This is a genomic window from Aquella oligotrophica (genome assembly GCF_002892535.1).
GTDB lineage: Bacteria > Pseudomonadota > Gammaproteobacteria > Burkholderiales > UBA11063 > Aquella > Aquella oligotrophica.
In genome coordinates this window covers 2,470,792-2,494,109 of sequence record NZ_CP024847.1, presented here as the reverse complement: position 1 = coordinate 2,494,109, position 23,318 = coordinate 2,470,792, and the positions used below count along the sequence as shown (strand labels likewise).

The 23,318-nt window shown below is 37.0% G+C and carries 26 protein-coding genes; 18 read left to right on the top strand and 8 right to left on the bottom strand.

Features of this window, described 5'->3' with window-relative positions; genetic code table 11:
• The first annotated feature begins 174 nt into the window (after positions 1-174).
• Positions 175-603, top strand: coding sequence for a hypothetical protein (locus CUN60_RS11370; RefSeq protein WP_102952155.1), 429 nt, complete (start codon positions 175-177; stop codon positions 601-603).
• A 5-nt stretch (positions 604-608) separates the two neighbouring features.
• Here the strand turns inward: CUN60_RS11370 and CUN60_RS11365 are convergent, their stop codons facing one another.
• The gene (locus tag CUN60_RS11365; protein WP_102952154.1) at positions 609-2,258 is read right to left on the bottom strand and encodes a cytochrome c biogenesis protein DipZ; all 1,650 of its coding nucleotides are present in this window, start codon (positions 2,256-2,258) and stop codon (positions 609-611) included.
• 218 nt (positions 2,259-2,476) lie between these two features.
• On the opposite strand from CUN60_RS11365, the gene CUN60_RS11360 reads away from it, so the two are divergent.
• From CUN60_RS11360 to CUN60_RS11340, 5 genes are all read left to right on the top strand, one after another.
• Positions 2,477-3,682 carry a hypothetical protein gene (locus CUN60_RS11360; RefSeq protein ID WP_102952153.1) on the top strand — a complete coding sequence of 402 codons (1,206 nt, stop codon included), beginning with the start codon at positions 2,477-2,479 and terminating at the stop codon, positions 3,680-3,682.
• Between the two features lie 228 nt (positions 3,683-3,910).
• Positions 3,911-4,840: an FUSC family protein gene (locus CUN60_RS11355; RefSeq protein ID WP_102952152.1), complete on the top strand. Its 930-nt coding sequence runs from the start codon at positions 3,911-3,913 to the stop codon at positions 4,838-4,840.
• Entirely contained in the window at positions 4,825-5,730 is a 906-nt protein-coding gene (locus CUN60_RS11350) for an FUSC family protein (RefSeq protein ID WP_222593264.1), read from the top strand. The genes CUN60_RS11355 and CUN60_RS11350 overlap by 16 nt, the downstream gene beginning before the upstream one ends.
• Positions 5,717-7,117: a TolC family protein gene (locus tag CUN60_RS11345; RefSeq protein ID WP_222593263.1), complete on the top strand. Its 1,401-nt coding sequence runs from the start codon at positions 5,717-5,719 to the stop codon at positions 7,115-7,117. Before CUN60_RS11350 ends, CUN60_RS11345 begins: the two co-directional genes overlap by 14 nt.
• Before the next feature lie 48 nt (positions 7,118-7,165).
• Positions 7,166-7,699 carry a cupin domain-containing protein gene (locus CUN60_RS11340; RefSeq protein WP_102952150.1) on the top strand — a complete coding sequence of 178 codons (534 nt, stop codon included), beginning with the start codon at positions 7,166-7,168 and terminating at the stop codon, positions 7,697-7,699.
• Between the two features lie 54 nt (positions 7,700-7,753).
• Here the strand turns inward: CUN60_RS11340 and CUN60_RS11335 are convergent, their stop codons facing one another.
• Together CUN60_RS11335 and dapA are read right to left on the bottom strand one after the other, a co-directional pair.
• Positions 7,754-8,590, bottom strand: coding sequence for a 4-hydroxy-tetrahydrodipicolinate reductase (locus CUN60_RS11335; RefSeq protein WP_102952149.1), 837 nt, complete (start codon positions 8,588-8,590; stop codon positions 7,754-7,756).
• A 116-nt stretch (positions 8,591-8,706) separates the two neighbouring features.
• A complete protein-coding gene (gene dapA, locus CUN60_RS11330) occupies positions 8,707-9,582 on the bottom strand; it encodes a 4-hydroxy-tetrahydrodipicolinate synthase (RefSeq protein WP_102952148.1) in 876 nt (291 codons plus the stop codon).
• 485 nt (positions 9,583-10,067) lie between these two features.
• Between dapA and miaB the strand changes: the two genes are divergently transcribed.
• The 12 genes from miaB to CUN60_RS11270 all read left to right on the top strand — a co-directional run bounded on the left by miaB (position 10,068) and on the right by CUN60_RS11270 (position 18,447).
• A complete protein-coding gene (gene miaB / locus CUN60_RS11325) occupies positions 10,068-11,396 on the top strand; it encodes a tRNA (N6-isopentenyl adenosine(37)-C2)-methylthiotransferase MiaB (RefSeq protein ID WP_102952147.1) in 1,329 nt (442 codons plus the stop codon).
• A gap of 283 nt (positions 11,397-11,679) precedes the next feature.
• Positions 11,680-12,324 carry a 50S ribosomal protein L3 gene (gene rplC / locus CUN60_RS11320; RefSeq protein WP_102952146.1) on the top strand — a complete coding sequence of 215 codons (645 nt, stop codon included), beginning with the start codon at positions 11,680-11,682 and terminating at the stop codon, positions 12,322-12,324.
• A complete protein-coding gene (gene rplD, locus CUN60_RS11315) occupies positions 12,324-12,950 on the top strand; it encodes a 50S ribosomal protein L4 (protein ID WP_102952145.1) in 627 nt (208 codons plus the stop codon). Before rplC ends, rplD begins: the two co-directional genes overlap by 1 nt.
• On the top strand, positions 12,947-13,246 hold the full coding sequence (gene rplW, locus CUN60_RS11310) for a 50S ribosomal protein L23 (protein ID WP_102952144.1): 300 nt from the start codon (positions 12,947-12,949) through the stop codon (positions 13,244-13,246). The genes rplD and rplW overlap by 4 nt, the downstream gene beginning before the upstream one ends.
• Before the next feature lie 14 nt (positions 13,247-13,260).
• Positions 13,261-14,088 carry a 50S ribosomal protein L2 gene (gene rplB / locus CUN60_RS11305; RefSeq protein WP_102952143.1) on the top strand — a complete coding sequence of 276 codons (828 nt, stop codon included), beginning with the start codon at positions 13,261-13,263 and terminating at the stop codon, positions 14,086-14,088.
• A gap of 16 nt (positions 14,089-14,104) precedes the next feature.
• Entirely contained in the window at positions 14,105-14,380 is a 276-nt protein-coding gene (rpsS, locus tag CUN60_RS11300; protein WP_102952142.1) for a 30S ribosomal protein S19, read from the top strand.
• 11 nt (positions 14,381-14,391) lie between these two features.
• Positions 14,392-14,721 (top strand): 50S ribosomal protein L22, encoded by a 330-nt coding sequence (gene rplV, locus CUN60_RS11295; RefSeq protein ID WP_102952141.1) that lies wholly within the window; start codon positions 14,392-14,394, stop codon positions 14,719-14,721.
• 12 nt (positions 14,722-14,733) lie between these two features.
• Positions 14,734-15,489: a 30S ribosomal protein S3 gene (gene rpsC / locus CUN60_RS11290; RefSeq protein ID WP_102952140.1), complete on the top strand. Its 756-nt coding sequence runs from the start codon at positions 14,734-14,736 to the stop codon at positions 15,487-15,489.
• On the top strand, positions 15,473-15,889 hold the full coding sequence (gene rplP / locus CUN60_RS11285) for a 50S ribosomal protein L16 (protein WP_102952139.1): 417 nt from the start codon (positions 15,473-15,475) through the stop codon (positions 15,887-15,889). Before rpsC ends, rplP begins: the two co-directional genes overlap by 17 nt.
• A complete protein-coding gene (gene rpmC, locus CUN60_RS11280; protein ID WP_102952138.1) occupies positions 15,889-16,074 on the top strand; it encodes a 50S ribosomal protein L29 in 186 nt (61 codons plus the stop codon). The genes rplP and rpmC overlap by 1 nt, the downstream gene beginning before the upstream one ends.
• A 2-nt stretch (positions 16,075-16,076) precedes the next feature.
• Positions 16,077-16,325 (top strand): 30S ribosomal protein S17, encoded by a 249-nt coding sequence (gene rpsQ / locus CUN60_RS11275; protein ID WP_158649406.1) that lies wholly within the window; start codon positions 16,077-16,079, stop codon positions 16,323-16,325.
• A gap of 109 nt (positions 16,326-16,434) precedes the next feature.
• Positions 16,435-18,447, top strand: a complete 2,013-nt coding sequence (locus CUN60_RS11270; RefSeq protein ID WP_102952136.1) for a DUF4118 domain-containing protein — start codon at positions 16,435-16,437, stop codon at positions 18,445-18,447.
• A gap of 65 nt (positions 18,448-18,512) precedes the next feature.
• Here CUN60_RS11270 and CUN60_RS13365 read toward each other — a convergent pair whose 3' ends face one another.
• The 5 genes from CUN60_RS13365 to kdpB form a co-directional block, all read right to left on the bottom strand.
• The gene (locus CUN60_RS13365; protein ID WP_279639053.1) at positions 18,513-18,830 is read right to left on the bottom strand and encodes a potassium-transporting ATPase subunit KdpA; all 318 of its coding nucleotides are present in this window, start codon (positions 18,828-18,830) and stop codon (positions 18,513-18,515) included.
• A gap of 38 nt (positions 18,831-18,868) precedes the next feature.
• Positions 18,869-20,260, bottom strand: a complete 1,392-nt coding sequence (gene kdpA / locus CUN60_RS11265) for a potassium-transporting ATPase subunit KdpA (protein WP_279639052.1) — start codon at positions 20,258-20,260, stop codon at positions 18,869-18,871.
• A 12-nt stretch (positions 20,261-20,272) separates the two neighbouring features.
• Complete coding sequence (gene kdpF, locus CUN60_RS13495) at positions 20,273-20,362, bottom strand: K(+)-transporting ATPase subunit F (RefSeq protein ID WP_102952135.1); 90 nt, start codon at positions 20,360-20,362, stop codon at positions 20,273-20,275.
• Positions 20,363-20,364: 2 nt separating this feature from the next.
• Positions 20,365-20,934 carry a potassium-transporting ATPase subunit KdpC gene (gene kdpC / locus CUN60_RS11255; RefSeq protein WP_102952134.1) on the bottom strand — a complete coding sequence of 190 codons (570 nt, stop codon included), beginning with the start codon at positions 20,932-20,934 and terminating at the stop codon, positions 20,365-20,367.
• Positions 20,935-21,047: 113 nt separating this feature from the next.
• Positions 21,048-23,111 (bottom strand): potassium-transporting ATPase subunit KdpB, encoded by a 2,064-nt coding sequence (gene kdpB / locus CUN60_RS11250; RefSeq protein ID WP_102952133.1) that lies wholly within the window; start codon positions 23,109-23,111, stop codon positions 21,048-21,050.
• Between the last annotated feature and the right edge of the window lie 207 nt (positions 23,112-23,318).

Sequence of the window (23,318 nt, the reverse complement as noted above, 5' to 3'; positions counted from 1 at the left end):
TTCAACATTTTTATTCCTAAGTCTAGGAGTGAAATAATTGCTTATGAAAGAGATCCAATGACGTAAGTGATGAAGAAATAACTAATAATCGATGCTTTCAATTGACAAGAACTAATATTCTGGTTTATTATTTAGTTTGATCATAGATTCATTATAATTATTTTAGGGAAGCAAATGTTGGCGCAAAAAACTTTATCCTTAGCAGGGATTGGATTGTTGGCACTTATTATCGTAGGTTGTAACTCTGGTTCTAGCTCTTCTACATATCAATATCTACAAGTTACAACCAGTGTAAATCCTCCAGTTTATATGGCAAAAATTGGCGAATCTGCAACAATGACTTTTATTAATACGATTGTTAGTAATGCTGCACCAAGTTTTAGCCAGTATAATATTGCGGTGGCTGTTCCTAACTCAGCTTTTACGGTTTTAACTGAGTCGGGCAATAATGGCTGTATGTATATTACTGCAAATCAGTCATGTAATATCAAAATCAGTTTTACACCAACACAGGCAAGCGATTATCAAGCAATTAATAGTATTCAATTTACGGTTGGTAATCTGGAAAGTACCGTCAATGTTGCAACGGTACCTAATCTATAATTATGTTAGCCAAAAGTAAAGGCGTAAGCTTCAACTCCTGATTCTGAAGCATTGATTTCAAGTAGGCTATTAGCAACTTTTCCTTGATCAATCAAATCATATAGGCGATAGTTGTTAATCGTGACGCTGCTATTTTTTACGTCTTTACCAGCGGTGTTCAGAACAGCTTTCCCGTTTAGTTTAAGGCTTACTTTGATTGGCTTCCCGCTAGCACTACCTAATACCAGATATACATGACGTGCGTTGAAGTTTAGCTGTAAGTCAGACTTACCACTACCCGAGACAATTTGCTGTTTATGAATCGTCCAGTTACCCTGAAGCGCCCAGTTATTTACCGATAAAAACCCGGGTAAAGAGTAGTTATTTGCTTTATCCATGATTATTCCTTCCGGGCTTGCAAAAGCTTCAGTTCTAGCATAGCCAAGATAAGTTTCTGGTGTTTGGCTGATATTGTAATTTAGCCCGCTATCTTCGGTACTATTCCCGATGGTTTTTTGCCCGAGTAATACTCGGATATTATTTTCAGTTTCCTGATATTGTCCTTCACCAAAATGCGTATATACCACCATTCCATTTTTGTCTATCAAATAATGTGCAGGCCAGTACTGATTATTATAATTAATCCATGTATCTAGGTTATTATCCATCGCAACCGGATATTTGATATTATAGCGGCTGATCGCTTGCTTTACGTTATCCATGTTTTTTTCAAATTCAAATTCTGGTGCATGAACCCCAACGATAACTAGCCCATCTTTACGGTATTTTTTATCCCATTCGGTAATGTATGGCAGAGTACGAATGCAATTTATGCATGAGTACGTCCAAAAATCAACGAGTACTACTTTACCTTTTAGGTTTTTGATGCTGAGTGGCTGATTATTCGGCGTATTTAGCCATTTGTCTGACGCTGCAAACTCTGGGGCAGGGTATGGCGTTGCTAATGCTCCTTGTAATTTATCTGAGCCAGCTGTAGCTTTATTATTCCAGCTAGTCAGATCGGCTGCATTTACGCCAAAGCTGATTAACGCGATACTTGATAGTATCATGATTCCTAATGTTTTATGAACTAGTGCTGAATGGTTGCTGATGAAGCGTAATTTCATGATTAATTTCCTTCCGGTCAGTGAGATGATAAACATTGGTAAGCCAGCACCAAAGCTAAAGGCAAAAATAAGCATTATTGCATTTAGATTCCGCTCGGCTCTGATAATTTGTATCAAGGCTGAAGCCATAATCGGACCTGCACATGGTGTCCAGACTAATCCGATAAGTGCACCAATCATAATGCCACTTAAAAATCCATCGCGTTTTATATTGGAGCTTTGCATGCCAAAATTGGCTAGTCTTTCGGTGAGGCTAGCAAAGCGTGCCAATAGCTTTTCAGACAGGAATAACACTCCAAGTAATGTAAGTAGGGCTAATGAACCGTATTTTATATAATCAAGGTTTATATTGAATAAAACTACTAACTGACGTGAACCAAGGGCGAATAAGGCAAAAGTGAGGATGAATCCGAGTATGATTCCAAATGGGCGGCGTCTGCCACCATCTATCGATGTCGATAAAACCAGTGGTAATACTGGCAAGATGCACGGGGAAATTATTAATGCCAGTCCTTCAATAAAAGCTAATCCAATCTGTAAAAAATCCATGGCTTATGTCCTGATACTTATTCTTATTTGTTAAAAGTTGAATGCTAAACTAATTTTACTATAAAAGCCCAATTGGCTGTCTTAAATTTGAAAAAACATAAGGATGACAAGCTTGAAAACTTTAACAATACTGATGTTGGTGGGCAGATATATACGATATTAACGTGTTGGAATTAAAAATCGAGTTATAATAAAGAGTTATTTTCAAGGGGGGTAATATGGATAGATACGCAAGACATTTAGAAGGAAAAGCAGCAGATTTGAAGGGAAAGACTGGTGAATTAATTGCATATGAGTTAGCTCAGGTTTCATTTTTGAAAGATTGGTGTTTTCAGTCACCACTAAAAGAAGATGGTAAAGAACTATGTGATTTACTTATCATTTTTGATGATACGATTTTTATTTGGCAAATAAAGAACGTAAAGTTAGACGATGGGCACTATAAAGAAAAGCATAAAGTTAAAAATATAAATCAGTTAATCGGAGCATATAAGACTATATTTGTAAAAAATGAGGAAATTAAATTGCCAGGGTATGGTATTTTAGATGGTAACGTATTTAAAAATATTTTCCTATGTTCTGTTTTTATGGGGGAGAGTGAGTTTATTAGCAAAATGATTGAAGAATCTGAAGGTCTGGTAATTCATACGATACACAGAGATTCACTTGATATTATTGTAAATGAGCTTGACACCGTGTCAGACTTTATTCATTATTATCAAATGAAATTGGATATGTATAAAAGGCCTATGGGTATGATGATAAATGGTGGGGAAAAAGAGTTATTGGCGCACTATCTAAAAAATAATAGAGATTTGAACTTTAATGATGCAGATTTTATTATTCTGGAGGATGGTATCTGGGAAAATTTGCAAAATAATGAGCAATATTTGGCAAGAAGTGAGGCAGATAGATATTCCGAGATTTGGGAGCATATAATCAATACCATTAACGAAGAAGCTAAGTTGCAATTATTAGATATTAAGTCATTAATGGTTGAATTATTAAGGCCAAATAGGTTCTATCGACGGGTATTGTCTAAATGTTTCCTCGGGCTAATTATTAAATCGGAGAAACATTCATTAATTGAAATGAGGAGATATATTTATTTAGAAAGTTTAAATACAGCATATTGTTTTATGTATATTGATTTGACAAATGATAATAATATTCCAGTTGCTAAATTACTTGAACTAGGATGTATTATATCTAGAACCCAGCATTCTCAAGCAAAACTTGTGGTTGGAATAGCATATTTAAAACATGGCAATTTATCATCATATACTTGTATTTTATATGATGGGGATGGTCTAACAACAGAAGAATATGAAAATTATAGAAAACAGTTTAATCGAACTGTTGAAATAGTTGAATTTAATGAAGAGGAGTATCCTGAAGCTTCTTTAGTTAACAATATTCGATAAATAAAGAACATTTCCAGATTGTTACAAATAGCTTTAAGGCTTTTAAAGTAAGTATTTCCTTTTTTTGAACTTTTTGATGGAGCGAAGGTTTTCTCAAAATAGGGTTAATCTGGAAAAGTGTATTTTATTTTACCAATAAAAAAATAAAATACTCCCATAAATTATGAGAAAATATCAATTCGTTTTACCATGCGGAAATTTCAATAAATATGTATAAAAAATCAGAGTATGTTTATAAATAGTCTTAGAACAAAACTAGTTAATTACGACCGTTTTGGTGAGCACCGGGTTAACGGGCTAAAAGCAGTATTTATTCTAGAGATACTATTTTTAATTAATCTCATCTATAGTATCCATACTCCATATTTTTATTATTTCTATATCCCATTAACTGCTTTTGCTGCGGAAGTGGCTGGTAATAGCTTAAAAGATAAATTTACCCTTTATTTTTATACTCTGCTGGGTAGCACTATCAGTGTTTTTCTCTTTGGGATGTTTTCTCCGTACCGGACATTTTTTGTCTTCTTTGTTTTCTTTTATGCAATATTGATTTATCTGGTTGCGATATATAAATTACGAAATATGTTTGTGCCAGCTCCACTTATCCTGAGTCTAGCTTCATATTCATTGAACTATGGCAGTAGTGACAGTAATTTTTATATTGCAATCAATCACGCTATGCAAACACTTTTGGCTACCTCATTAGTAATGAGTGCATTATTATTCTTTCCGCGCCTTTATTATCTATGGATTTGGCGTAATGGATTTTACGATGTATTGACTCGGATCGAAGAACTAACAGGGAAGATAACTAATGGGGTAGAGGTTGAAGTACCGATTATTCCGGGGACAATTGTGATGGATCGGTATTCGCGGATGTTATCAAGAAGGATGAAGGTATTTAGTATCCTGAAAATTACCTTATTAACTCTGGATCTGGTAATGGCAGTATCTTATCTGGTATCATTCCAAAAGCAACTTCGCGCGCCATATATTGCCTTCTTACATCGCTATGTGCTATTACTGAAAGAATCGTGTAAGTTAAAAAAACCATTGATGATCAAGCCAAACGAAGACGTGATTTTTCGTGAGACTCACGAGCTACGCACACTACACGCAATTATACTTAGCTGGAATTATTTATGCTTAAACAAATAATCAGTCAGCCACTAAGCTATAGGGCAATCCGCGCACTACATATTTGTATTGTTTTTGGCTTTATTATCTTTGTGCAGGAATTTCTGGGTTTTCCGCAAGCTGGATGGGCTGGCTTTTCGCTAATGATGATTTATGCTGGGTTTGATAATGGAACAACACTTTTTCGAGCTTATCATCGCTTTTGGGGTATGATACTTGGGCTATTTAGCGGCTATATTTTATGGTTTATAGGACATCTTGATTATCGCTTGCTGATATTGATTATCCCGGTGACGGTGTTCTTTGCCTACTTTTTGGTTGGGCGAGCATACAGTGTGCCAACTATTTTTACGGTAAATACTGCGGTGATAGGTACCGGATATTTTGCCGCGCATAGCGAATTTTCAATTACGGCTTTTTTGGTTGATTATACTGTTTGTACCATATTTGCTTTTGTAATTTGCGTGGTTTTTGAGTTTTTTATCTTCCGTAAATATGGCTTAATGAAGCGTTTTATCGCAGATACGCAAAAAGATGTAGTTAATCATTTACTAGGCTTAATAAATCTACTAAATCAGGAAAAAATTGATCGTAGCCGATGGTTTAATGCCTGCATCAATTTCAATCGTAGCCTAAATGAGGTAAATAATCTAGTTAGTAATTCAGCCTTTGAGCATAGTTCTGAGGCGGCAGTTGGTGATGAGTTTAATCGCTTCGTGCTTCTGACAAATAAAATTTTTGTTGCCCTAAAAGCACTCTATTCAGCATATTATACCAAGCGCTATCATAAGCATGATTATAATCAATTGTTTTTACAGGTGCAACAAGACCTTGTCGAGCTACAACAGCTTATTAATAGCCAGCAAAATTTAACGATTCAGTCAGGAACTATTTACGATGCACAAAAATAGAGTTTTAACGATGATAATTGCCAGTTTGCTAGCTGGTTGTGCCTACTTTAGCGAATATAAAAAGCCTGATGTGCCTGTAAATAATCAGTGGGATGTACCGCAAAATACTGGCTTGAGTGAAAGTAATCTTCCTTTTGTTAGCTGGTGGCAAGGCTTCAATGACCCAACACTTAATCAGTTAATCGAAAGTGGATTAGCTAGTAATAATACTCTAAATATGTCACGAGGTAATGTCGAAGCCGCTGAAGGTGAATTAAAGAAAGTTCAGTTGCAATGGATTCCTGATATTAGCGTTATACTTGGTTATTCAAATAATCCGGCAACTGGGTTTCCGGGCTTACTGGCCGTTCTTGCGCCCAATTATACGATGAATGTATTTAGTCAGATTAAGCAGCAGAAAAAAGCTAAATATGAGTTAGCCGAAGCCAAAGCAGAAGATGATGCGGTAAAATTAAATGTGATAACTCAAATTACTGCCAGTTACTTCACTTATCAGGCAGAAATCGAGCGAAAACAGTTGCTTGATGTTTTAGCCAATGATATAACGCATCTGGCGGAAATTGCCAAGAAAGTTTATAAGGGTGGGTTAAGTGCCAATATAAGTGTGCAGGATTTGGATGCACAGGTAAATATGATTCGTGGCGAGCAAGAGGTGATTGAACAAAATATCGTTGTTAGTCGCAATGCTCTTCGCTATCTGATTAATCAAAATCCAGGGCAAATTACTACTTCCCAGAAATTCTCAATGCTGAATAATAAAACTCTGGCACCAGCTCAGTTACCAATGACGGTACTTGAGAATCGTCCGGATATGCAAATGGCAGAAAATCGCCTGCGTGCTTCTAATGAGGGAATTGGGCTTGCCGCTAGTCAGTTGTTGCCTACGGTACAATTAGATTTTATCGGTGGTCCAGTTGCCGGTAATAATTCTTATAATATTCCAAACCCGATAACAACCAATGTAGTTGATTTCAATGACGAGCTGCTAAAAATTCCGGTATTACGTGCCTCGGTGCTTGGGGAGATTGATAAAGCCAAGGGCTTGGATAAAGTTTCTTATTATAATTATGTGGAAACCTTGCAGAAAGCCTTACGTGATACTTCGAATGCTTTTTCAGCAAATTACCGGTTAACAAATAAACTAACGCAAACTGAATCAGCACAGATGCATTTGACGAAATCTTATCGGCTTAACCAGAGTTTGACGGATAGCGGGATTCAGAGTGTAATGGACACCTTGAAAACCAAAATTGCACTTGATCGTATGAATATTAGTGTAAATCAGGATAAATTGCAGCAGTTGATAACTATTGTCAATCTTTATCATGAGCTTGCTGGTGGTTATAAAGCTGGTGAAGATACTGCAAAAACTGCTGAATCAAAGTAAGTAATGCTTTATAATTTGAGGGTTAATTTGTTAATAAAAGGAAAGTTCATGAAAGTTACAAGATTACTTGCTGGTTTAATGGTAAGTGGTTTATTGTTTGCCTGCTCAAGTACTCATGCACCGGGTGATACCGATGGTAATGACGATAGCGTTACATTGACAGCTGTGCCAGCACCAAAACTTAAAATGGATCAGCAAGCCTATAATGGTAGTGATGATCTGAAAGTTAACGGTGAGACTCCGTATGGTAAGGTTGGTGGTAAATTCAAAACTTTACTTAAACAAACTGATAAAAATGATATTACTCGCACAGTTACTGAGATTACTCGTGAGCCAGGTTACCGCTCTTCTGTTCATTATATGAATTATGCTGTAACTACTTGTGTAACCAAAGGTGAAGCAACTATGGAGCTAGATGGTAAAGAACCTCAATATTTTACTGCAGGACAGTGTTTTATCATGCCTGTAGGAGTTAAAGGTTACGTTGCCAATGATGGCAAGGGTGTTTTAAAAATGCTTGATTATAATACTTTCCCTGCCGGTGAGGATACTATGGTTATGCTAGAAAGTAGCAAACACTAGTACGCTTAAATCTTAATATAAAATACCAGACTATCAGTCTGGTATTTTATTTGATTACTTAAATAGTCCCAGAATTTTATTTTTGAATTGTTGTAGATAATTGCTACTGGCTTTCTCCTCCATTTGTTTCTCTAGTAATTGTTCTTTTACTCGGTTTTTAATTACGTCTTCCATGCAATATAAGCCTGGTCCTGCATTTATCAGCCACTTGGCAGCAAATATCGCACCCTGACCAAAAGCCGCTTTGCTGATGCTTTCATGAGTCAGGCGGATGGTCTGGTTTGGCAAACCAAAAATGACTTCATGCTTGCCAACGATACCACCGACTCGGATTGAATTAATCTGGGTTTCTTCATCAAGCCCCAAGGTGTCAGCAATTTTCTTTGCAGTACCTGAAACTTCATTTTTGTTTCTGAAGTGTTCTTCAATTATTTCAATGTCCGCATGTGGCAAAATATTTTGAAATATTTGCGCTGCCATTAGAATTAGATTAATCCCAATTGTAATATTCGGTGAATAGAGAACAGCCGTCTTTAAACCTAGGTTTTTTAGGTATTCCATATCCCCACTTTCATATTGGGAAATTGCTGAGATAATCTTAATACCTAAGTCGGCAGCTGGAGCATAATAATTAACCCCAGAAGTATCTGAGAAGTCAACAATTATATCAACAGGATTATTGGTGAAAAATTCTTTATTAATTTCTGAAATGGGAACAATCTTGCCAGACTGTCCTTTAAGCCCAAGAGCATCACTAGCAAATATAAAGTCCTCACTAGCACTTCGTTTTGCAACCCATACCAATTCAAAGCTTTCATTGTTTATAAATTCGTGTGCGACAAGTTTTCCGGTTTTACCAAAACCGAATAAACCAATTTTTATCTTATTCATTTCATCCTTCCTTATTCATGAAGCCAAGCTTTTATCTTTAGAGTCTTAAATACAAGAAAACTTCTTAACAAGATAAATTGGGAAAGCAGAGTTAAGCTACCTTCCCATTGTAATAATCAGACTGCTTCAAGCGCTGCTTTTACTTTTAGCTGATTTTGTGGAGTGAGTTCCGTTAGCGGTAATCGTAGCTGCGGTGAACCAATGATTTGCTGATAGAATAAAGCCCATTTAACCGGAATTGGATTTGCCTCACAAAATAGCGTATCATATAATGGTTCTAGTTTCTGATTTACTTGTTGCGCTTCTTTAAAGTTTCCCGCTAGACCATATTTGCATAATTCAACCATTTCGGCTGGGCAGTTATTACTTGCTACTGAGATTACTCCATCGCCACCAGTTAATAGAAACTGGAGTAATGTTCCATCATCACCAGATAGTAATGAGAATCCAGCTGGACGATTTCGTACCAGATAACCACAGCGTTTTATATTTCCTGTAGCATCTTTCAGTCCAACTATATTAGAGAATTCTGTTGCTAGTCGCAAGGTGGTTGTGTCCGATAAATCGGTCGCAGTTCTTCCCGGAACGTTATATAGTATTATCGGTAGTTTAGTTGCTTTGGCTAGCGTAGCAAAATGAAGGTATAGCCCTTCTTGAGTTGGTTTTACGTAATATGGTGTTACGCACATCAGGTAATCAATCCCGCTAATACCTTCCAATAATTTGAAACAGTCTAGCCCTGACTGAGTACTTACTGCGCTTACACCGATGATAATCTTAATCCGACCCTGATTAATATTAATAACATGTTTGATAACGGCAAGTTTTTCTTCGCTAGTAAGCGCAGTTGATTCGCCTGTAGTTCCCATTACTACCAAACCATCAACTTTGTTTTCTATTTGAAACTCTACAAGCTTAGTTAATGAGTCATAATCAACTTGACCATTTCTATCCATCGGTGTAACTAAGGCGGTAATGCAACCTTTTAGCATAGATGATACTCCTAATCTTTCTGGTACAATTATTTTACTGTGTATGTTTATTAATTGTGTTTATTTGATTTTATATAATTGCTTATTGTATAATTTGCAGATAATAGTTAAAGGAAGCTATCAATATTACTATCAAGCGTTCTAGTTTCTAACTATTCATGAAACAGATTTTGTGTTCACGGCTAATTCATTGCCGGTTTATAGTATGCATAAGACATGCAAAGACTCCTCTAATAGGCTGATTCGTTACCAACCTTTGACTGTCAATATTTTTGCTTAATTGACAAGTCTTCAAAAACAATATGGTAATGGATATCCTGCTGGGCTCATTATAGCAAGTTAAATCTAAAATAACAAGACCTCTTTAGGTAATTATCACTGGATTAATTAGGTTAAATCAGTTATAATAGCGGGCTTACATTACTAATATAACAGCTTAAAACAATTTGTTAGCTGATGATTTTTTAGGTTCCAAGAATTTTACAATGACAAAAAAAGTTTATATTAAAACTTATGGCTGCCAGATGAATGAATATGATTCCGACAAAATGGCGGACGTATTAAATAACTTTCAAGGTTATGAAAAAACTGACAATCCTGATGAGGCAGAGGTAATCTTATTTAATACTTGCTCAATTCGTGAGAAAGCACAGGAAAAAGTGTTCTCCGATTTAGGGCGTGTGCGACATTTGAAGCAAAAAAATCCTGATCTCATTATCGGAGTTGGTGGTTGTGTGGCCTCTCAGGAAGGGCAGACAATTGTCAAAAGAGCTCCTTATGTTGATGTGGTTTTTGGTCCGCAAACCTTACACCGAATTCCTGAACTGATGGAAGAAAGACGTAAGACTGGTAAGTCGCAGGTGGATATTAGCTTTCCCGAGATTGAGAAATTTGACAAGATGCCCGATGCTAAAGTTGAAGGTGTGACGGCTTTTGTTTCAATCATGGAAGGTTGCTCCAAATATTGCTCTTATTGTGTAGTGCCATATACCAGAGGGGAAGAGGTTTCGCGTCCATTTGAAGATGTGTTGACCGAGATTGCTAAGCTGACACTGCAAGGGGTTAAGGAAGTTAACCTTTTGGGGCAGAATGTAAATGCCTACCGTGGTAAAATGGCAGAGGGTGGAATTGCTGATTTTGCAATGCTATTAGAATTTGTCCATGAGATCCCGGGTATTGAACGAATTCGTTATACTACTTCACATCCAAATGAGATGAGTCAACGAATCATAGACTGCTATGGTAAGTTGCCAAAATTGGTTTCGCACTTGCATCTTCCTGCACAAAGCGGTTCTGATCGGATTTTGGCTGGGATGAAGCGTGGTTATACTTCGCTAGAGTATAAATCAGTAATCCGTAAAATACGTGCTTTACGTCCGGATATTTCCTTTTCTTCTGATTTTATCGTTGGTTTTCCCGGTGAGACTGACGAAGATTTTGAAAAAACTATGAAGCTGATTGAAGATGTATTTTATGATGTTAGCTTTAGCTTTATATTCTCTGCTCGTCCGGGGACTCCAGCGGCTGAATTAAAAGACGATACGCCACATGAAGTAAAACTCGCACGCTTACAACGCTTACAGGCGCGGATTGAAGAGATGGCTGGCGTGATTAGTCAGAAAATGGTCGGTACTACTCAGAAAATCTTGGTCGAAGGAGTTTCCAAAAAAGATCCGAATACTTTAACTGGGCGGAGTGAAAATTTCAAGGTTGTGAACTTTGTTGGTAATCCACGCATGATAGGTGAAATTGTCGAAGTTAAGATAACTGCTGGTAATCCATATGCTTTAACCGGCGAGGTTATAACTGTGTAAGTGTTTTGATGTTTGATAAATTAGACCATAAAAGGGTGATATGACAAATTATCACCCTTTTATTATTTTTTGCTACTGAAATTAATTTACTCAGTATTGTATTTTAATTTTGGTTGTTTGAATATCGAATTTACTGATAAATACTTGCTTTTGCTAATCTAATTATGCTATAATCGCGTCCCTATTGTGTTAATTATGCAATAGAAAATTATTGGTCAATTGTAACCAAGCCATTGCTGTGTAAGCAGTATTGGTAAATAATAACAAGAAAGGTAAATATAAAATGAGTCTAGGACTAGTAGGCCAAAAACTTGGCATGACTCGCATATTTGCTGAAGATGGAGCCTCAATTCCGGTAACGGTTTTGGCGATGTCTGCAAATCGCGTAGTTCAAGTTAAAACGGCGGCAACTGATGGATATGATTCAGTTCAAGTTACTTTTGGTGCTAAAAAAGCAAACCGTGTAAGTAAACCGTCTAAAGGTCATTATGCGAAAGCTGGTGTTGAAGCTGGTGTTTCGTTACAAGAATTCAATTTAACTGCTGAAGAAGTTGCAAACTTCCAAGCTGGTTCAACAATAACTGTTGAAATTTTCTCAGCTGGTCAATTAGTTGATGTTACCGGTACCTCAAAGGGTAAAGGTTTTGCTGGTGCTATCAAGCGTCACAATTTTGCATCAAATCGTGCTTCTCATGGTAACTCGGTTTCACATAACGCTCCAGGTTCTATCGGTCAGCGTCAAGATCCAGGTCGTGTATTCCCTGGTAAACGCATGGCTGGACATCTTGGAGATGTAAAAGTTACAACGCAAAATCTTGAAGTTGTACGTGTAGATGCTGAGCGTGGTTTACTGCTGATTAAAGGTGCCATTCCAGGTGCTAAAGGTGGTAAGGTTGTTGTTCGTCCAAGTGTGAAGGCAGGTGCATAATGGAATTAAAACTATTAAATATGCAAGGTGCTGATGCTGGTCAATTAACAGTTAGTGATGCATTGTTTGGTCGTGAATATAACGAAGCTTTAGTTCATCAGGTTGTGACTGCATATCTGGCTAATGCTCGTTCAGGTAATAGCAAACAAAAAACTCGTGCTGAAGTTACTCACTCAACTAAAAAGCCATGGAGACAAAAAGGTACTGGACGTGCGCGTATTGGTACTACAACTTCACCTGTTTGGCGTGGTGGTGGTCGTGCCTTCCCTAATACTCCTGAAGAAAATTTTACGCAAAAAGTTAATCGTAAAATGTACCGTGCAGGTATCGCAGCTATTTTATCTAAACTAGTTGCTGATGGTCGTTTAGTTATCGCTAACGAATTAAATATTGATAGCCCTAAAACTAAATCATTTGTTTCGGTGCTTAATAACCTATCATTAAATAATGAAACCGTATTGGTTATCGTTGATGAGTTAACTGAAAATGTTTATTACGCTTCACGTAATTTGCCAACAGTATTGGTGTTGGAAGCTCATCAGATCGATCCATATACCTTACTACGTTGCAACAAAGTTGTATTTACGCAGAAAGCTATTGAGAAAGTACAGGAGCACTTGGTATGAAACAAGTAGATTTATATAAAGTATTGATTTCTCCGGTAATTACCGAGAAAGCAAATACCGTTGCTGAAAAATATGAGCAAGTGGTATTTAAAGTGCTAAAACAAGCTAGCAAAGATGAAATCAAAGCAGCTTTTGAGTTGGCTTTCAATAGCAAAGTTGCATCGGTTCGTGTATTAAATGTAGCGGGTAAAGCAAAGCGCTTTGGTCGTTTTAATGGTCGTCGCGATAACTGGAAAAAGGCTTACATTAGCCTTATGCCAGGTCAAAGCTTTGACTTAGCTGCAAACCAGAAGTAAGAGGAGCTTAGACTATGGCTATCGTTAAATTAAAACCTACAACCCCGGGTCAACGTGGTGTAGTAAAGATTACAACTCCAGGTCTGCATAAAGGTAAACCTTTTGCTGCTCTTCTGGAAAAACAGACGCGTGGTTCTGGTCGTAACAATAATGGTCGCATTACAGTGCGTCATAAAGGTGGCGGTCATAAACAACACTATCGTCTAGTTGACTTTAAACGTAATAAATTAGATGTTCCTGCTAAAGTAGAGCGTATTGAATACGATCCTAACCGTACAGCACATATTGCATTATTATGCTATGCTGATGGTGAGCGTCGTTATATTATTGCTCCTAAAGGTATGGAAGCTGGTCAAACAGTTATTTCAAGTAATGAAGCACCAATTCGTGCTGGTAACACTTTACCGCTTAGAAATATTCCTGTTGGTACGACAGTACACTGTGTTGAAATGATGCCGGGCAAAGGTGCTCAATTGGCTCGTTCAGCTGGTACTTCAGTACAACTATTGGGGCGTGATGGTATTTATGCTCAGTTGCGTCTACGTTCTGGTGAGATCCGCAAAGTTCATTTAGATTGTAAAGCTACAATCGGTGAAGTTTGTAATGGTGATCACAACTTACGTCAATATGGTAAGGCTGGTGTTAAACGCTGGTTGGGTATTCGTCCAACAGTGCGTGGTGTAGCAATGAATCCTATCGATCACCCACATGGTGGTGGTGAGGGAAGAACTGCAGCAGGTATGCATCCAGTTTCACCTTGGGGTGTTAAGACTAAGGGTTATAAAACTCGCAACAATAAGCGTACGGATAATATGATCATCCGTGATCGTCGTCGCAAATAGTAGGTAAGGAATAATAATGGCTCGTTCATTGAAAAAAGGTCCTTTTGTGGATCATCACTTAATAAATAAAGTGCTGGTTGCAGTTGAGAAAAGCGACAAACGTCCAATTAAAACTTGGTCTCGTCGTTCGACAATTCTTCCAGAAATGATTGGTTTAACAATTGCTGTGCATAATGGTCGTGCACATGTGCCAGTATATATTACTGATAACATGGTAGGTCATAAATTGGGTGAGTTCGCTTTGACTCGCACTTTCAAAGGCCACGCAGCTGATAAAAAAGCTAAACGTTAAGGAGTTTATAAATGTTAGTAAAAGCTCATGCTAAAAACATTCGTGTTTCAGCACAAAAAGCGCGTTTAGTAGCTGACTTGATCCGTGGTTTGCCAGTGGCTAGAGCCCTGAATACTTTGACGTTTAGCAGCAAAAAATCAGCTGGAATCGTTAAAAAGACTTTGGAATCAGCTATTGCAAATGCTGAACACAATCAAGGTGCAGATATTGATGCACTTAAAGTAAAAGAAGTTTATATTGATAAAGGTCCTAGCTTGAAGCGTCATACTGCTCGTGCTAAAGGTCGTGGTAGCAAGATTGAAAAACAAACTTGTCACATCAATATAGTGGTTGGTTATTAATAGGAGATCAAGATGGGACAGAAGATTGACCCACGTGGGTTTAGGTTAGCAGTAACGAAAGATTGGTCTTCTCGCTGGTATGCAAATAACCAATCATTTGCTTCAAATCTAGCTGAAGATATTAAAATTCGTGAATATATTCTTAAAAAATTTGGTCGCCGTGCTGCGATTGGACGTGTTGTAATTGAACGTCCAGCAAAAAGCATTAAAGTAACAATGTTTACTGCGCGTCCAGGTGTAATCATTGGTAAAAAAGGTGAAGGCATTGAGCAAATCAAAAAAGAATTGCAAAAAATGACTTCAGTTCCTTTACATCTGAATGTTGAAGAGATCCGTAAGCCGGAATTAAATTCACAAATCGTTGGTGATCAGGTTGCTCAACAGCTTGAAAAACGCGTTGCGTTCCGTCGTGCGATGAAACGTTCAATGCAAGCTGCGATCAAGCTTGGTGCGGAAGGTATCAAGATTGAAACTTCAGGTCGTTTGAATGGTATCGAAATCGCTCGTAGCGAGTGGTATCGTGAAGGTCGTGTGCCATTACATACATTACGTGCAGATGTAGAATATGCAACAAGCGAAGCTTTGACTACTTATGGTATTATTGGTATCAAAGTGTGGATTTATAAGGGTGATCTTAACCTTAATAAAAACAAATTTGCTAAAACTGCAACTACTGGTGATGATGATAAAAGAGCCAATAAAAAGCCAGGTGCGCGTAAACCAGCACCTCGTAAAAGAAAGGTAGAAAAAGATGCTATCGCCGAATAGATTAAAATACCGTAAAGTACAAAAAGGTCGCAATAAAGGGATTGCTACACGTGGTGTTGCAGTTAGCTTTGGAGAGTTTGGTCTTAAATCTGTAAGTCGTGGTCGTTTGACTGCGCGTCAGATTGAGGCAGCACGTCGTGCAATGACTCGTCACATTAAACGTGGTGGTCGTGTATGGATTCGTGTATTCCCAGACAAACCTGTTTCTAAAAAACCAGCCGAAGTTCGTATGGGTGGCGGAAAAGGTTCTCCGGAATATTTTGTTGCTGAAATTCAACCAGGTAAAATGTTGTATGAAATGGATGGCGTAAGTGAAGAGCTTGCTCGTGAGGCTTTCCGTCTTGCAGCGGCTAAATTACCATTCAAAACAACATTTGTAATTAGACAGGTAGGTGCGTAATGCCAAATACTGAATTAAGAGCTAAATCAGTAGATGAATTAAATGCTGAGCTTGAGGCTTTGTTAAAATCTCATTTTTCTTTACGTATGCAAGTTGCAATGCAACAGCTTACTAAAACAAGTGAGTTGAGAAAAGTGCGTCGTGATATTGCACGTGTAAGAACAATTTTACGTGAGAAGGCATAATAATGACTAAAGTTATTCGTACCCTGATTGGTAAAGTAGTTAGTGATTCACGTGATAAAACTGTATCAGTTTTAGTTGAGCGTCGGGTTAAACACCCTTTATATGGTAAAATTGTTAGAAAATTTAACAAATACCAAGCGCATGACGAGAATAACCAGTATAAAAATGGTGATATGGTTGTAATCGTTGAAACTAAGCCAATTTCAAAAACTAAAAACTGGGCTGTTCAATCTTTGGTTGAAAAAGCTTAAGTTTGTAGGGTTTAGGTAAAGAAATGAAATGGGTGGCAAATTTTGCCACCCATTTTACATTGTATGGTTCTATCTATTTTTTTAGTTATTAATTCTTACAGGTTATATCATGGATAATCGTCCCAGCCCAGAACAGTTACTTTTAAAATGTGCTCAAGATAAAGATTCTAGAGGTAAACTGACGATTTTTTTAGGAGCTGCAGCTGGTGTTGGTAAAACCTTTACTATGTTAAAGCAAATACCAGAATTAAGGGAAAAAGGTGTAGATGTAGTAATTGGATACATCGAATGTCACCAGCGTAGTGATACTATTAGTGCCTTGCCGGATGAGGTTGAAATAATTCCATTAAAAGAAATTGAGTATAAAGGAATTATTCGTAAAGAATTGGATGTTGACGAGATATTAAAACGTAAGCCCGAGCTTGTTATTGTTGATGAGTTAGCTCATTCCAATGTTCATGGGTCGCGCAATACAAAACGCTTTCAGGATGTACTTGAGATATTATCGGCGGGAATTAGTGTTTATACCGCTTTAAATATTCAGCATATTGAATCTCTGAATGACGTTGTCGGACAAATTGTTGGTACTACAATAAAAGAAACGGTTCCAGACTATGTTTTAGAAGAAGCAAATGAAATAAGGTTGATTGATATAACGCCTGATGAGCTGATTAATCGCCTAAAAGAAGGTAAGATTTATCCTGTAGAGCGAATTAATACCGCCTTAGGCAATTTTTTTCGTAAAGGTAACTTAACTGCTTTACGCGAAATGGCACTGATAAATACCGCACGTAAAGTGGAAAAGCAGGTTAAGGAATATCGTTTACACAATGCAATTGAGCAAATATGGTCTAGTCATGATAATCTCATGGTTGTTTTGGAAATCGGTTATTCAACTGAGAAAATTATTCGTAGCGGCAAAGCTATGTCTAATAAAGGCTTTAGTAACTGGTTTGTCGTATATATGGATAATTCTGAGTTTGCTGATAAGAATATTAAAGAGCGTGAGAAATTATTAAAATTACTTAGTCTAGCTGAAGAGTTAGGGGCGAAAGTTTTACCACTAAATGGTGACCGATTGGATGAAGCTATAATTGCATTTGCACGTGATAATAATGTTAATACAGTATTATTGTCTCAGTCACGGATCAATTTATATTACAGATTGTTTAACACCTCATTAGTTGATAAGGTGCGTGAATTAGCTCCTGAGATTAACTTACATTTAGTTACTGATGATGAGAGTAATAAAAATGGACTTGACCTATCGGCAAATAAACTAAAGCTAAAGAGTAAGCCAATCAACTATCCTAAATTAATTAAAAAAACTCTTACTAATTTGATTATTTTTACTGTGCTTAGTTTGATATTAATTCCTATTAGTAAGTATACATCAAATATAAATATATTGATGGCATATCTTTTGGTAATTGTATTGACTAGTCGTGGTAGGGGTATATTGTCTTCAATAATTACAGCACTTATAGCCACCTTATCTTTTGATTTCTTTTTTATTCCGCCGCAATTTTCTTTCTCAATCTCTGATTTGCAATATGTATTTACATTTATAGTAATGGCAACGGTTGGTGTATTATTTGGCGTAATGAATGGTAATTTACGTTTTCAGCTAAATATCTCACGTAAAATCCAAAAACAAACCAGAATCCTATATGCATTTAGCCGCAAATTATCCGAGGCTATGGTAGAGAGCCAGGTGGTTGAGGCTACTACTGAATTTATTCCGCCGCTACTTGCTAGTCGATACACATTAATGGTTCATACATTAAATGAAGAACTTTCTATTGTGTATCAGGATATCGATAATATAGATTTAGTAATTGCACAATGGGTATTTGATAATCTGAAAAGTGCTGGCTATGGAACAAATACATTTTCTAGTAGTAAAATTTGTTATCTTCCCATTCACTCAAAAATTAGAAGTAGGGGAGTACTGGCTATTTTGCCAGATGAAAATAACATTACGTTATTTTTGCCAGATACACAGGAGCTTATTGAGAATATCACCCAATTACTGGCATCAACCCTTGAACGTATCCACTTTACTCAAATTGCAATAAAAACTGAGGTGATGCTTGCTAAAAATAATAATTTAGGAATGTGATTATTGAGGAAGTTTTGAAGGGTAATAAAAAAACACTAGCAAGCTAGTGTTTTTTTATTACGGAGTTATTTATATAGCTGAAGATGTTCCACTATTGGACCTAGTGCTAATGCTGGAATATACGTTAGAACTCCAACTATAATGATGACCCCAATCAGTATTGTTATAAATAATAATCCTGTAGTTGGCATAGTACCTGCGCTTATAGGGAGCTTCTTCTTATTCGCTAGGCTCCCAGCGATAGCTAATATTGGAATAATCACGCCAAAGCGTCCAGCAAATATTGCAATACCTAGCATTAGGTTATAATAGACCGTGTTTGCATTTAATCCGGCAAACGCACTACCATTATTATTAGCTGCGGAAGTGAAGGCATAAAGCACTTCAGATAAACCATGTGCTGATGGGTTGCTAATCCCGGCTAATCCCGGGTAATAAGTAGGGATATTGCTGTACCGAGCAGAACTATCAGTGGAACTAGTAATATTATGAGTGCCGTCATTTTCATTTCGAAACTCTCGATCTTCTTACCCAGATATTCCGGGGTGCGCCCAATCATTAGCCCACAAATAAACACTGCTAATATGGCAAATATTAACATCCCATAAAGCCCACTCCCTACGCCGCCATAAATGACTTCGGATAATTGCATCAGGAATAGTGGAATAAATCCCCCCATTGGTAATAAGGAATCATGCGCTGCATTTATTGCTCCGCACGATGCGGCTGTAGTTACTGCTGCAAAAATTCCAGAACCAATGATACCAAAACGTGTTTCCTTGCCTTCCATATTGCCGCCACTTTGTAACACGCTATGTAATTGGTCAACATGAAATTGATTGAATACAGGATTGCCACGTGCTTCAAAACATAATATTGCAATTGTGGACAGAATAAAAATAATACTCATTGCTAAGTATAGGGAATAGCCTTGCTTGCGATCTTTCACCATTTCGCCAAACATAAAGCATAGTGCAGCAGGAATCAATAGTATTGATAGCATTTCAATAAAATTACTTATCGCAGTAGGATTTTCGTATGGATGCGAAGAATTGGCATTAAAATACCCGCCTCCATTGGTGCCAAGCATCTTAATTGCTTCTTGTGATGCTATTGGACCAAGTGGTAATGTCTGAGTTTTTATAATATCGGTATGATTTTTACCATCAATTACCTGCGTTACTGTCTGAGGGTCAAGAACATTACTAACTGCATAGTTATTGAAACTTTGAGGTACTCCCTGCTGTACCAGAATAATTGCAACAATAATCGAAAGAGGCAGTAATATGTATAGGGTAGATTTGGTTATATCAATCCAGAAGTTACCGATGGTTTTTATGCTAGCCCTACTAAACCCTCGAATTAATACTAATAGTACTGCCATACCTGTTGCCGCCGAGAGAAAATTTTGTACTGCAAGCCCAAACATTTGTGTGAAATAGCTCATTGTAGTTTCACCCGCATAGGATTGCCAATTTGTGTTGGCAATAAAACTAATAGCAGTATTAAATGCTAGATCCCAGCTTAATTTATCAAAGTGCTCTGGGTTTAATGGAAGGTTTTTTTGTGCGGTAAATAATATACACAAGAATATTGCACCCATGATATTAAAGAACATCAAGCTTAGTGTATACTGTTTCCAATTTTGTTCTTCACTATTGGATATTTTCAAAAGCATGTAAATGGGTTTTTCAATAAAGCCAAGAAAGGTGATTTTATTTTCAAAAACTAATGCAATATATTTACCAAGCGGTATTGCCAATACCGTTAGTAAAACAAAATAGATAGACAAATTAAGATATGCCATATTCATAATGATTCTCAATTAAAATTTTTCGGGATTAAATAACGCAACAAATAGGTATACAAATAGCAATAATGCTATGATACAACTAATAATATATAAAAACTCCATGATTAATTTCCTTTATAGTGATCTAATGCAATATTCAGGCGTAAAACATTTACCCGAGTTTCGCCTAGAAAGCCCAAAATAGGGTATTGTGTATTTTGATTAATTAAAGCTTTTACAGTATCTATCGCCATATGGCGTGCTTGTGCTACTCTAGGTATTTGATAATATGCGGCAGCAAGACTTATTTCTGGATCAAGTCCGCTACCAGATGCTGTTACTAAGTCAACTGGTACAGCATTGTCTGCTGAGGCTTTTAGTGCCGCAGCATATTGTGCGACATTGCTTTCCAGTTGTGGGTTTAGTGGTCCCAGATTTGAACCACCAGACGCTAAAGCATTATATGGATAATTGGTAGTAGCAGAAGGGCGTGACCAGAAATATTTTTCTAGAGTAAATTGTTGCCCAATCAGCAGTGAGCCCATTGGTTTATTATCTTTATCATAAATAATACTTCCATTTGCCTGAAATGGAAATGCTGTTTGTCCTACGATATAAATGATACCCGGATATATTATTCCAACAATAATACTGAGTATTATTAGTGAGATAATGGATTGATAAATATATTTCATGATATATTATTTTACCTTTCAGATTTGAGTTTAATAGTTACTCAAAATAAATTTTATAACGTTTTATCTAATGCTATGTTTAAATGCAATTTTTACGGTCAATCAAAGCTAGTTTAGATTAGTTGTAACAGAACATCAATTAATTTTATTCCTATAAATGGAACTATCACGCCACCAAGACCATAAATGAAGAAGTTTCTTCGTAATAGTTTACTTGCTGACATTGGACGAAATTTAACGCCTTTTAGTGCTAGCGGAATCAGAAATACAATGATTAAGGCATTGAATATGATTGCTGACATAATTGCAGATGCTGGGGTTGCCAGATACATAATATTAAGCTTGTTCAATACCGGATAGGTACTTGCAAATGTTGCTGGTATAATTGCAAAATACTTGGCAATATCATTGGCTATGCTAAAGGTGGTTAGTGAACCTCTGGTCATAAGCATTTGTTTTCCAATTTCAACAATCTGGATTAGCTTCGTGGGTGATGAATCTAGATCAACCATATTGGCAGCTTCTTTAGCTGCCTGAGTACCACTATTCATTGCAACGGCAACATCCGCTTGTGCAAGTGCTGGAGCATCATTAGTTCCATCACCAGTCATTGCTACTAAATGACCTTTTTGCTGGTATTCACGTATCATTGCTAGTTTGTTTTCTGGTGTTGCCTCAGCAAGAAAATCATCAACGCCTGCTTCTGCCGCTATAGCAGCAGCAGTTAAACGGTTATCTCCGGTTATCATGACAGTTTTAATTCCCATCTCACGCAACTCCATGAAACGTTCCTTAATGCCTTCCTTGACTACATCTTTTAACTCAATAACGCCTAGGACAATATGATTTCTAGCAACAACTAATGGTGTAGAGCCACGGGATGCAACCATATTAACAATTTCTTGGGTTTGTGCTGGATAACTCTGACCATTACTTGCTATCCATTTTTGAATGGCATCTACTGCACCTTTGCGAATTTCAATATTTTGATAATTTACTCCCGACATTCTAGTTTGTGCCGTGAATGGAATAAATTCAGCATTGGTTTCATTTACTTCTGACGGTGGAATGTTGTATTTATTTTTTGCGAGGGCAACTATACTTTTACCTTCTGGTGTTTCGTCTACCAGAGATGAGATCATTGAAGCTTCAGCTAGATCTTGACTTGAAATTCCATCGATTGGATAAAACATACTTGCCTGACGGTTACCATATGTAATCGTGCCAGTTTTATCTAGAAGTAGTACATCAACATCTCCTGCGGCTTCAATTGCTCGTCCTGATGTTGCAATTACATTTGCAGTCATCATTCGTCCCATGCCAGCTATTCCAATTGCAGATAATAAGCCTCCGATTGTAGTTGGGATAAGGCATACCAATAATGCCACCAGAATCGTGATGCTAATAGGAGTACCAGAGTGATTGGCATTTACACTGTAGATTGACATTGGTAATAATGTAACAACAACCAGTAAGAATATTATTGTCAAAGCAGTTAATAATATAGATAGGGCAATCTCATTGGGTGTTTTTTTTCTTTTGGCACTTTCAACCATTCCAATCATCCGGTCAAGAAATGATTCACCTGGATTAACTGTAATTTCAACTATTATCCAGTCTGATAAGACTCTGGTCCCGCCTGTGACCGAACAAAAATCACCACCAGCTTCTCGAATTACTGGAGCTGATTCACCTGTAATTGCGCTTTCATCTACCGATGCGCAACCGTTTAATATTTCTCCATCACAGGGAATATTGTCCCCGGCTTCAATTAGAACAATATCACCTTTGCGAAGGGTGCTACTTGAAACGGTTGTAATATTTTTGGCTGGATAGCTTCGGTCAGCAACTTTTTTGGCGGGAACATCCTGTTTGGCAACTTTTAAGCTATCGGCTTGTGCTTTTGAGCGACCTTCTGCAATCCCTTCTGCAAAATTCGCAAATAATAAGGTTATCCATAGCCAGATGGTAATCCCAATAATAAATGATGGTGAACCTCCAGCATCATGACCAGTTATTGCATATATAGATAAGAAAGTAGTTAGAATGCTGCCAATATAAACCACGAACATAACCGGATTTTGAGCCTGAGTAGTTGGGTTTAGTTTTTTAAAACTGATTATTAATGCTTCGATAACCAGATGCTTGTTAAATAAATTAGATTTAGTTTTCTTCATGTTAGTTTACATCTATTAAATGTTGAATAATAAATATTAGTTTATCCCTTAGCCTACGTAACTAATTACCCTAGATCCTTACGTAATTTTAAACTTACTGCTAAAGGACATTGAGGCAATTAATTGTAGGTGATTTGTATTTGGTTAAAATGAATAACAATACAATATAATGCCATAATCCATTGATGAATGGCAGAATGTATTAAA

Coding starts and splice junctions, on each gene's coding strand:
- CUN60_RS11370 (WP_102952155.1), top strand. CDS start 175: ATGTTGGCGCAAAAAACTTTATCCTTAGCAGGGATTGGATTGTTGGCA.
- CUN60_RS11365 (WP_102952154.1), bottom strand. CDS start 2,258: ATGGATTTTTTACAGATTGGATTAGCTTTTATTGAAGGACTGGCATTA.
- CUN60_RS11360 (WP_102952153.1), top strand. CDS start 2,477: ATGGATAGATACGCAAGACATTTAGAAGGAAAAGCAGCAGATTTGAAG.
- CUN60_RS11355 (WP_102952152.1), top strand. CDS start 3,911: ATGTTTATAAATAGTCTTAGAACAAAACTAGTTAATTACGACCGTTTT.
- CUN60_RS11350 (WP_222593264.1), top strand. CDS start 4,825: ATGCTTAAACAAATAATCAGTCAGCCACTAAGCTATAGGGCAATCCGC.
- CUN60_RS11345 (WP_222593263.1), top strand. CDS start 5,717: ATGCACAAAAATAGAGTTTTAACGATGATAATTGCCAGTTTGCTAGCT.
- CUN60_RS11340 (WP_102952150.1), top strand. CDS start 7,166: ATGAAAGTTACAAGATTACTTGCTGGTTTAATGGTAAGTGGTTTATTG.
- CUN60_RS11335 (WP_102952149.1), bottom strand. CDS start 8,590: ATGAATAAGATAAAAATTGGTTTATTCGGTTTTGGTAAAACCGGAAAA.
- dapA (WP_102952148.1), bottom strand. CDS start 9,582: ATGCTAAAAGGTTGCATTACCGCCTTAGTTACACCGATGGATAGAAAT.
- miaB (WP_102952147.1), top strand. CDS start 10,068: ATGACAAAAAAAGTTTATATTAAAACTTATGGCTGCCAGATGAATGAA.
- rplC (WP_102952146.1), top strand. CDS start 11,680: ATGAGTCTAGGACTAGTAGGCCAAAAACTTGGCATGACTCGCATATTT.
- rplD (WP_102952145.1), top strand. CDS start 12,324: ATGGAATTAAAACTATTAAATATGCAAGGTGCTGATGCTGGTCAATTA.
- rplW (WP_102952144.1), top strand. CDS start 12,947: ATGAAACAAGTAGATTTATATAAAGTATTGATTTCTCCGGTAATTACC.
- rplB (WP_102952143.1), top strand. CDS start 13,261: ATGGCTATCGTTAAATTAAAACCTACAACCCCGGGTCAACGTGGTGTA.
- rpsS (WP_102952142.1), top strand. CDS start 14,105: ATGGCTCGTTCATTGAAAAAAGGTCCTTTTGTGGATCATCACTTAATA.
- rplV (WP_102952141.1), top strand. CDS start 14,392: ATGTTAGTAAAAGCTCATGCTAAAAACATTCGTGTTTCAGCACAAAAA.
- rpsC (WP_102952140.1), top strand. CDS start 14,734: ATGGGACAGAAGATTGACCCACGTGGGTTTAGGTTAGCAGTAACGAAA.
- rplP (WP_102952139.1), top strand. CDS start 15,473: ATGCTATCGCCGAATAGATTAAAATACCGTAAAGTACAAAAAGGTCGC.
- rpmC (WP_102952138.1), top strand. CDS start 15,889: ATGCCAAATACTGAATTAAGAGCTAAATCAGTAGATGAATTAAATGCT.
- rpsQ (WP_158649406.1), top strand. CDS start 16,077: ATGACTAAAGTTATTCGTACCCTGATTGGTAAAGTAGTTAGTGATTCA.
- CUN60_RS11270 (WP_102952136.1), top strand. CDS start 16,435: ATGGATAATCGTCCCAGCCCAGAACAGTTACTTTTAAAATGTGCTCAA.
- kdpA (WP_279639052.1), bottom strand. CDS start 20,260: ATGAATATGGCATATCTTAATTTGTCTATCTATTTTGTTTTACTAACG.
- kdpF (WP_102952135.1), bottom strand. CDS start 20,362: ATGGAGTTTTTATATATTATTAGTTGTATCATAGCATTATTGCTATTT.
- kdpC (WP_102952134.1), bottom strand. CDS start 20,934: ATGAAATATATTTATCAATCCATTATCTCACTAATAATACTCAGTATT.
- kdpB (WP_102952133.1), bottom strand. CDS start 23,111: ATGAAGAAAACTAAATCTAATTTATTTAACAAGCATCTGGTTATCGAA.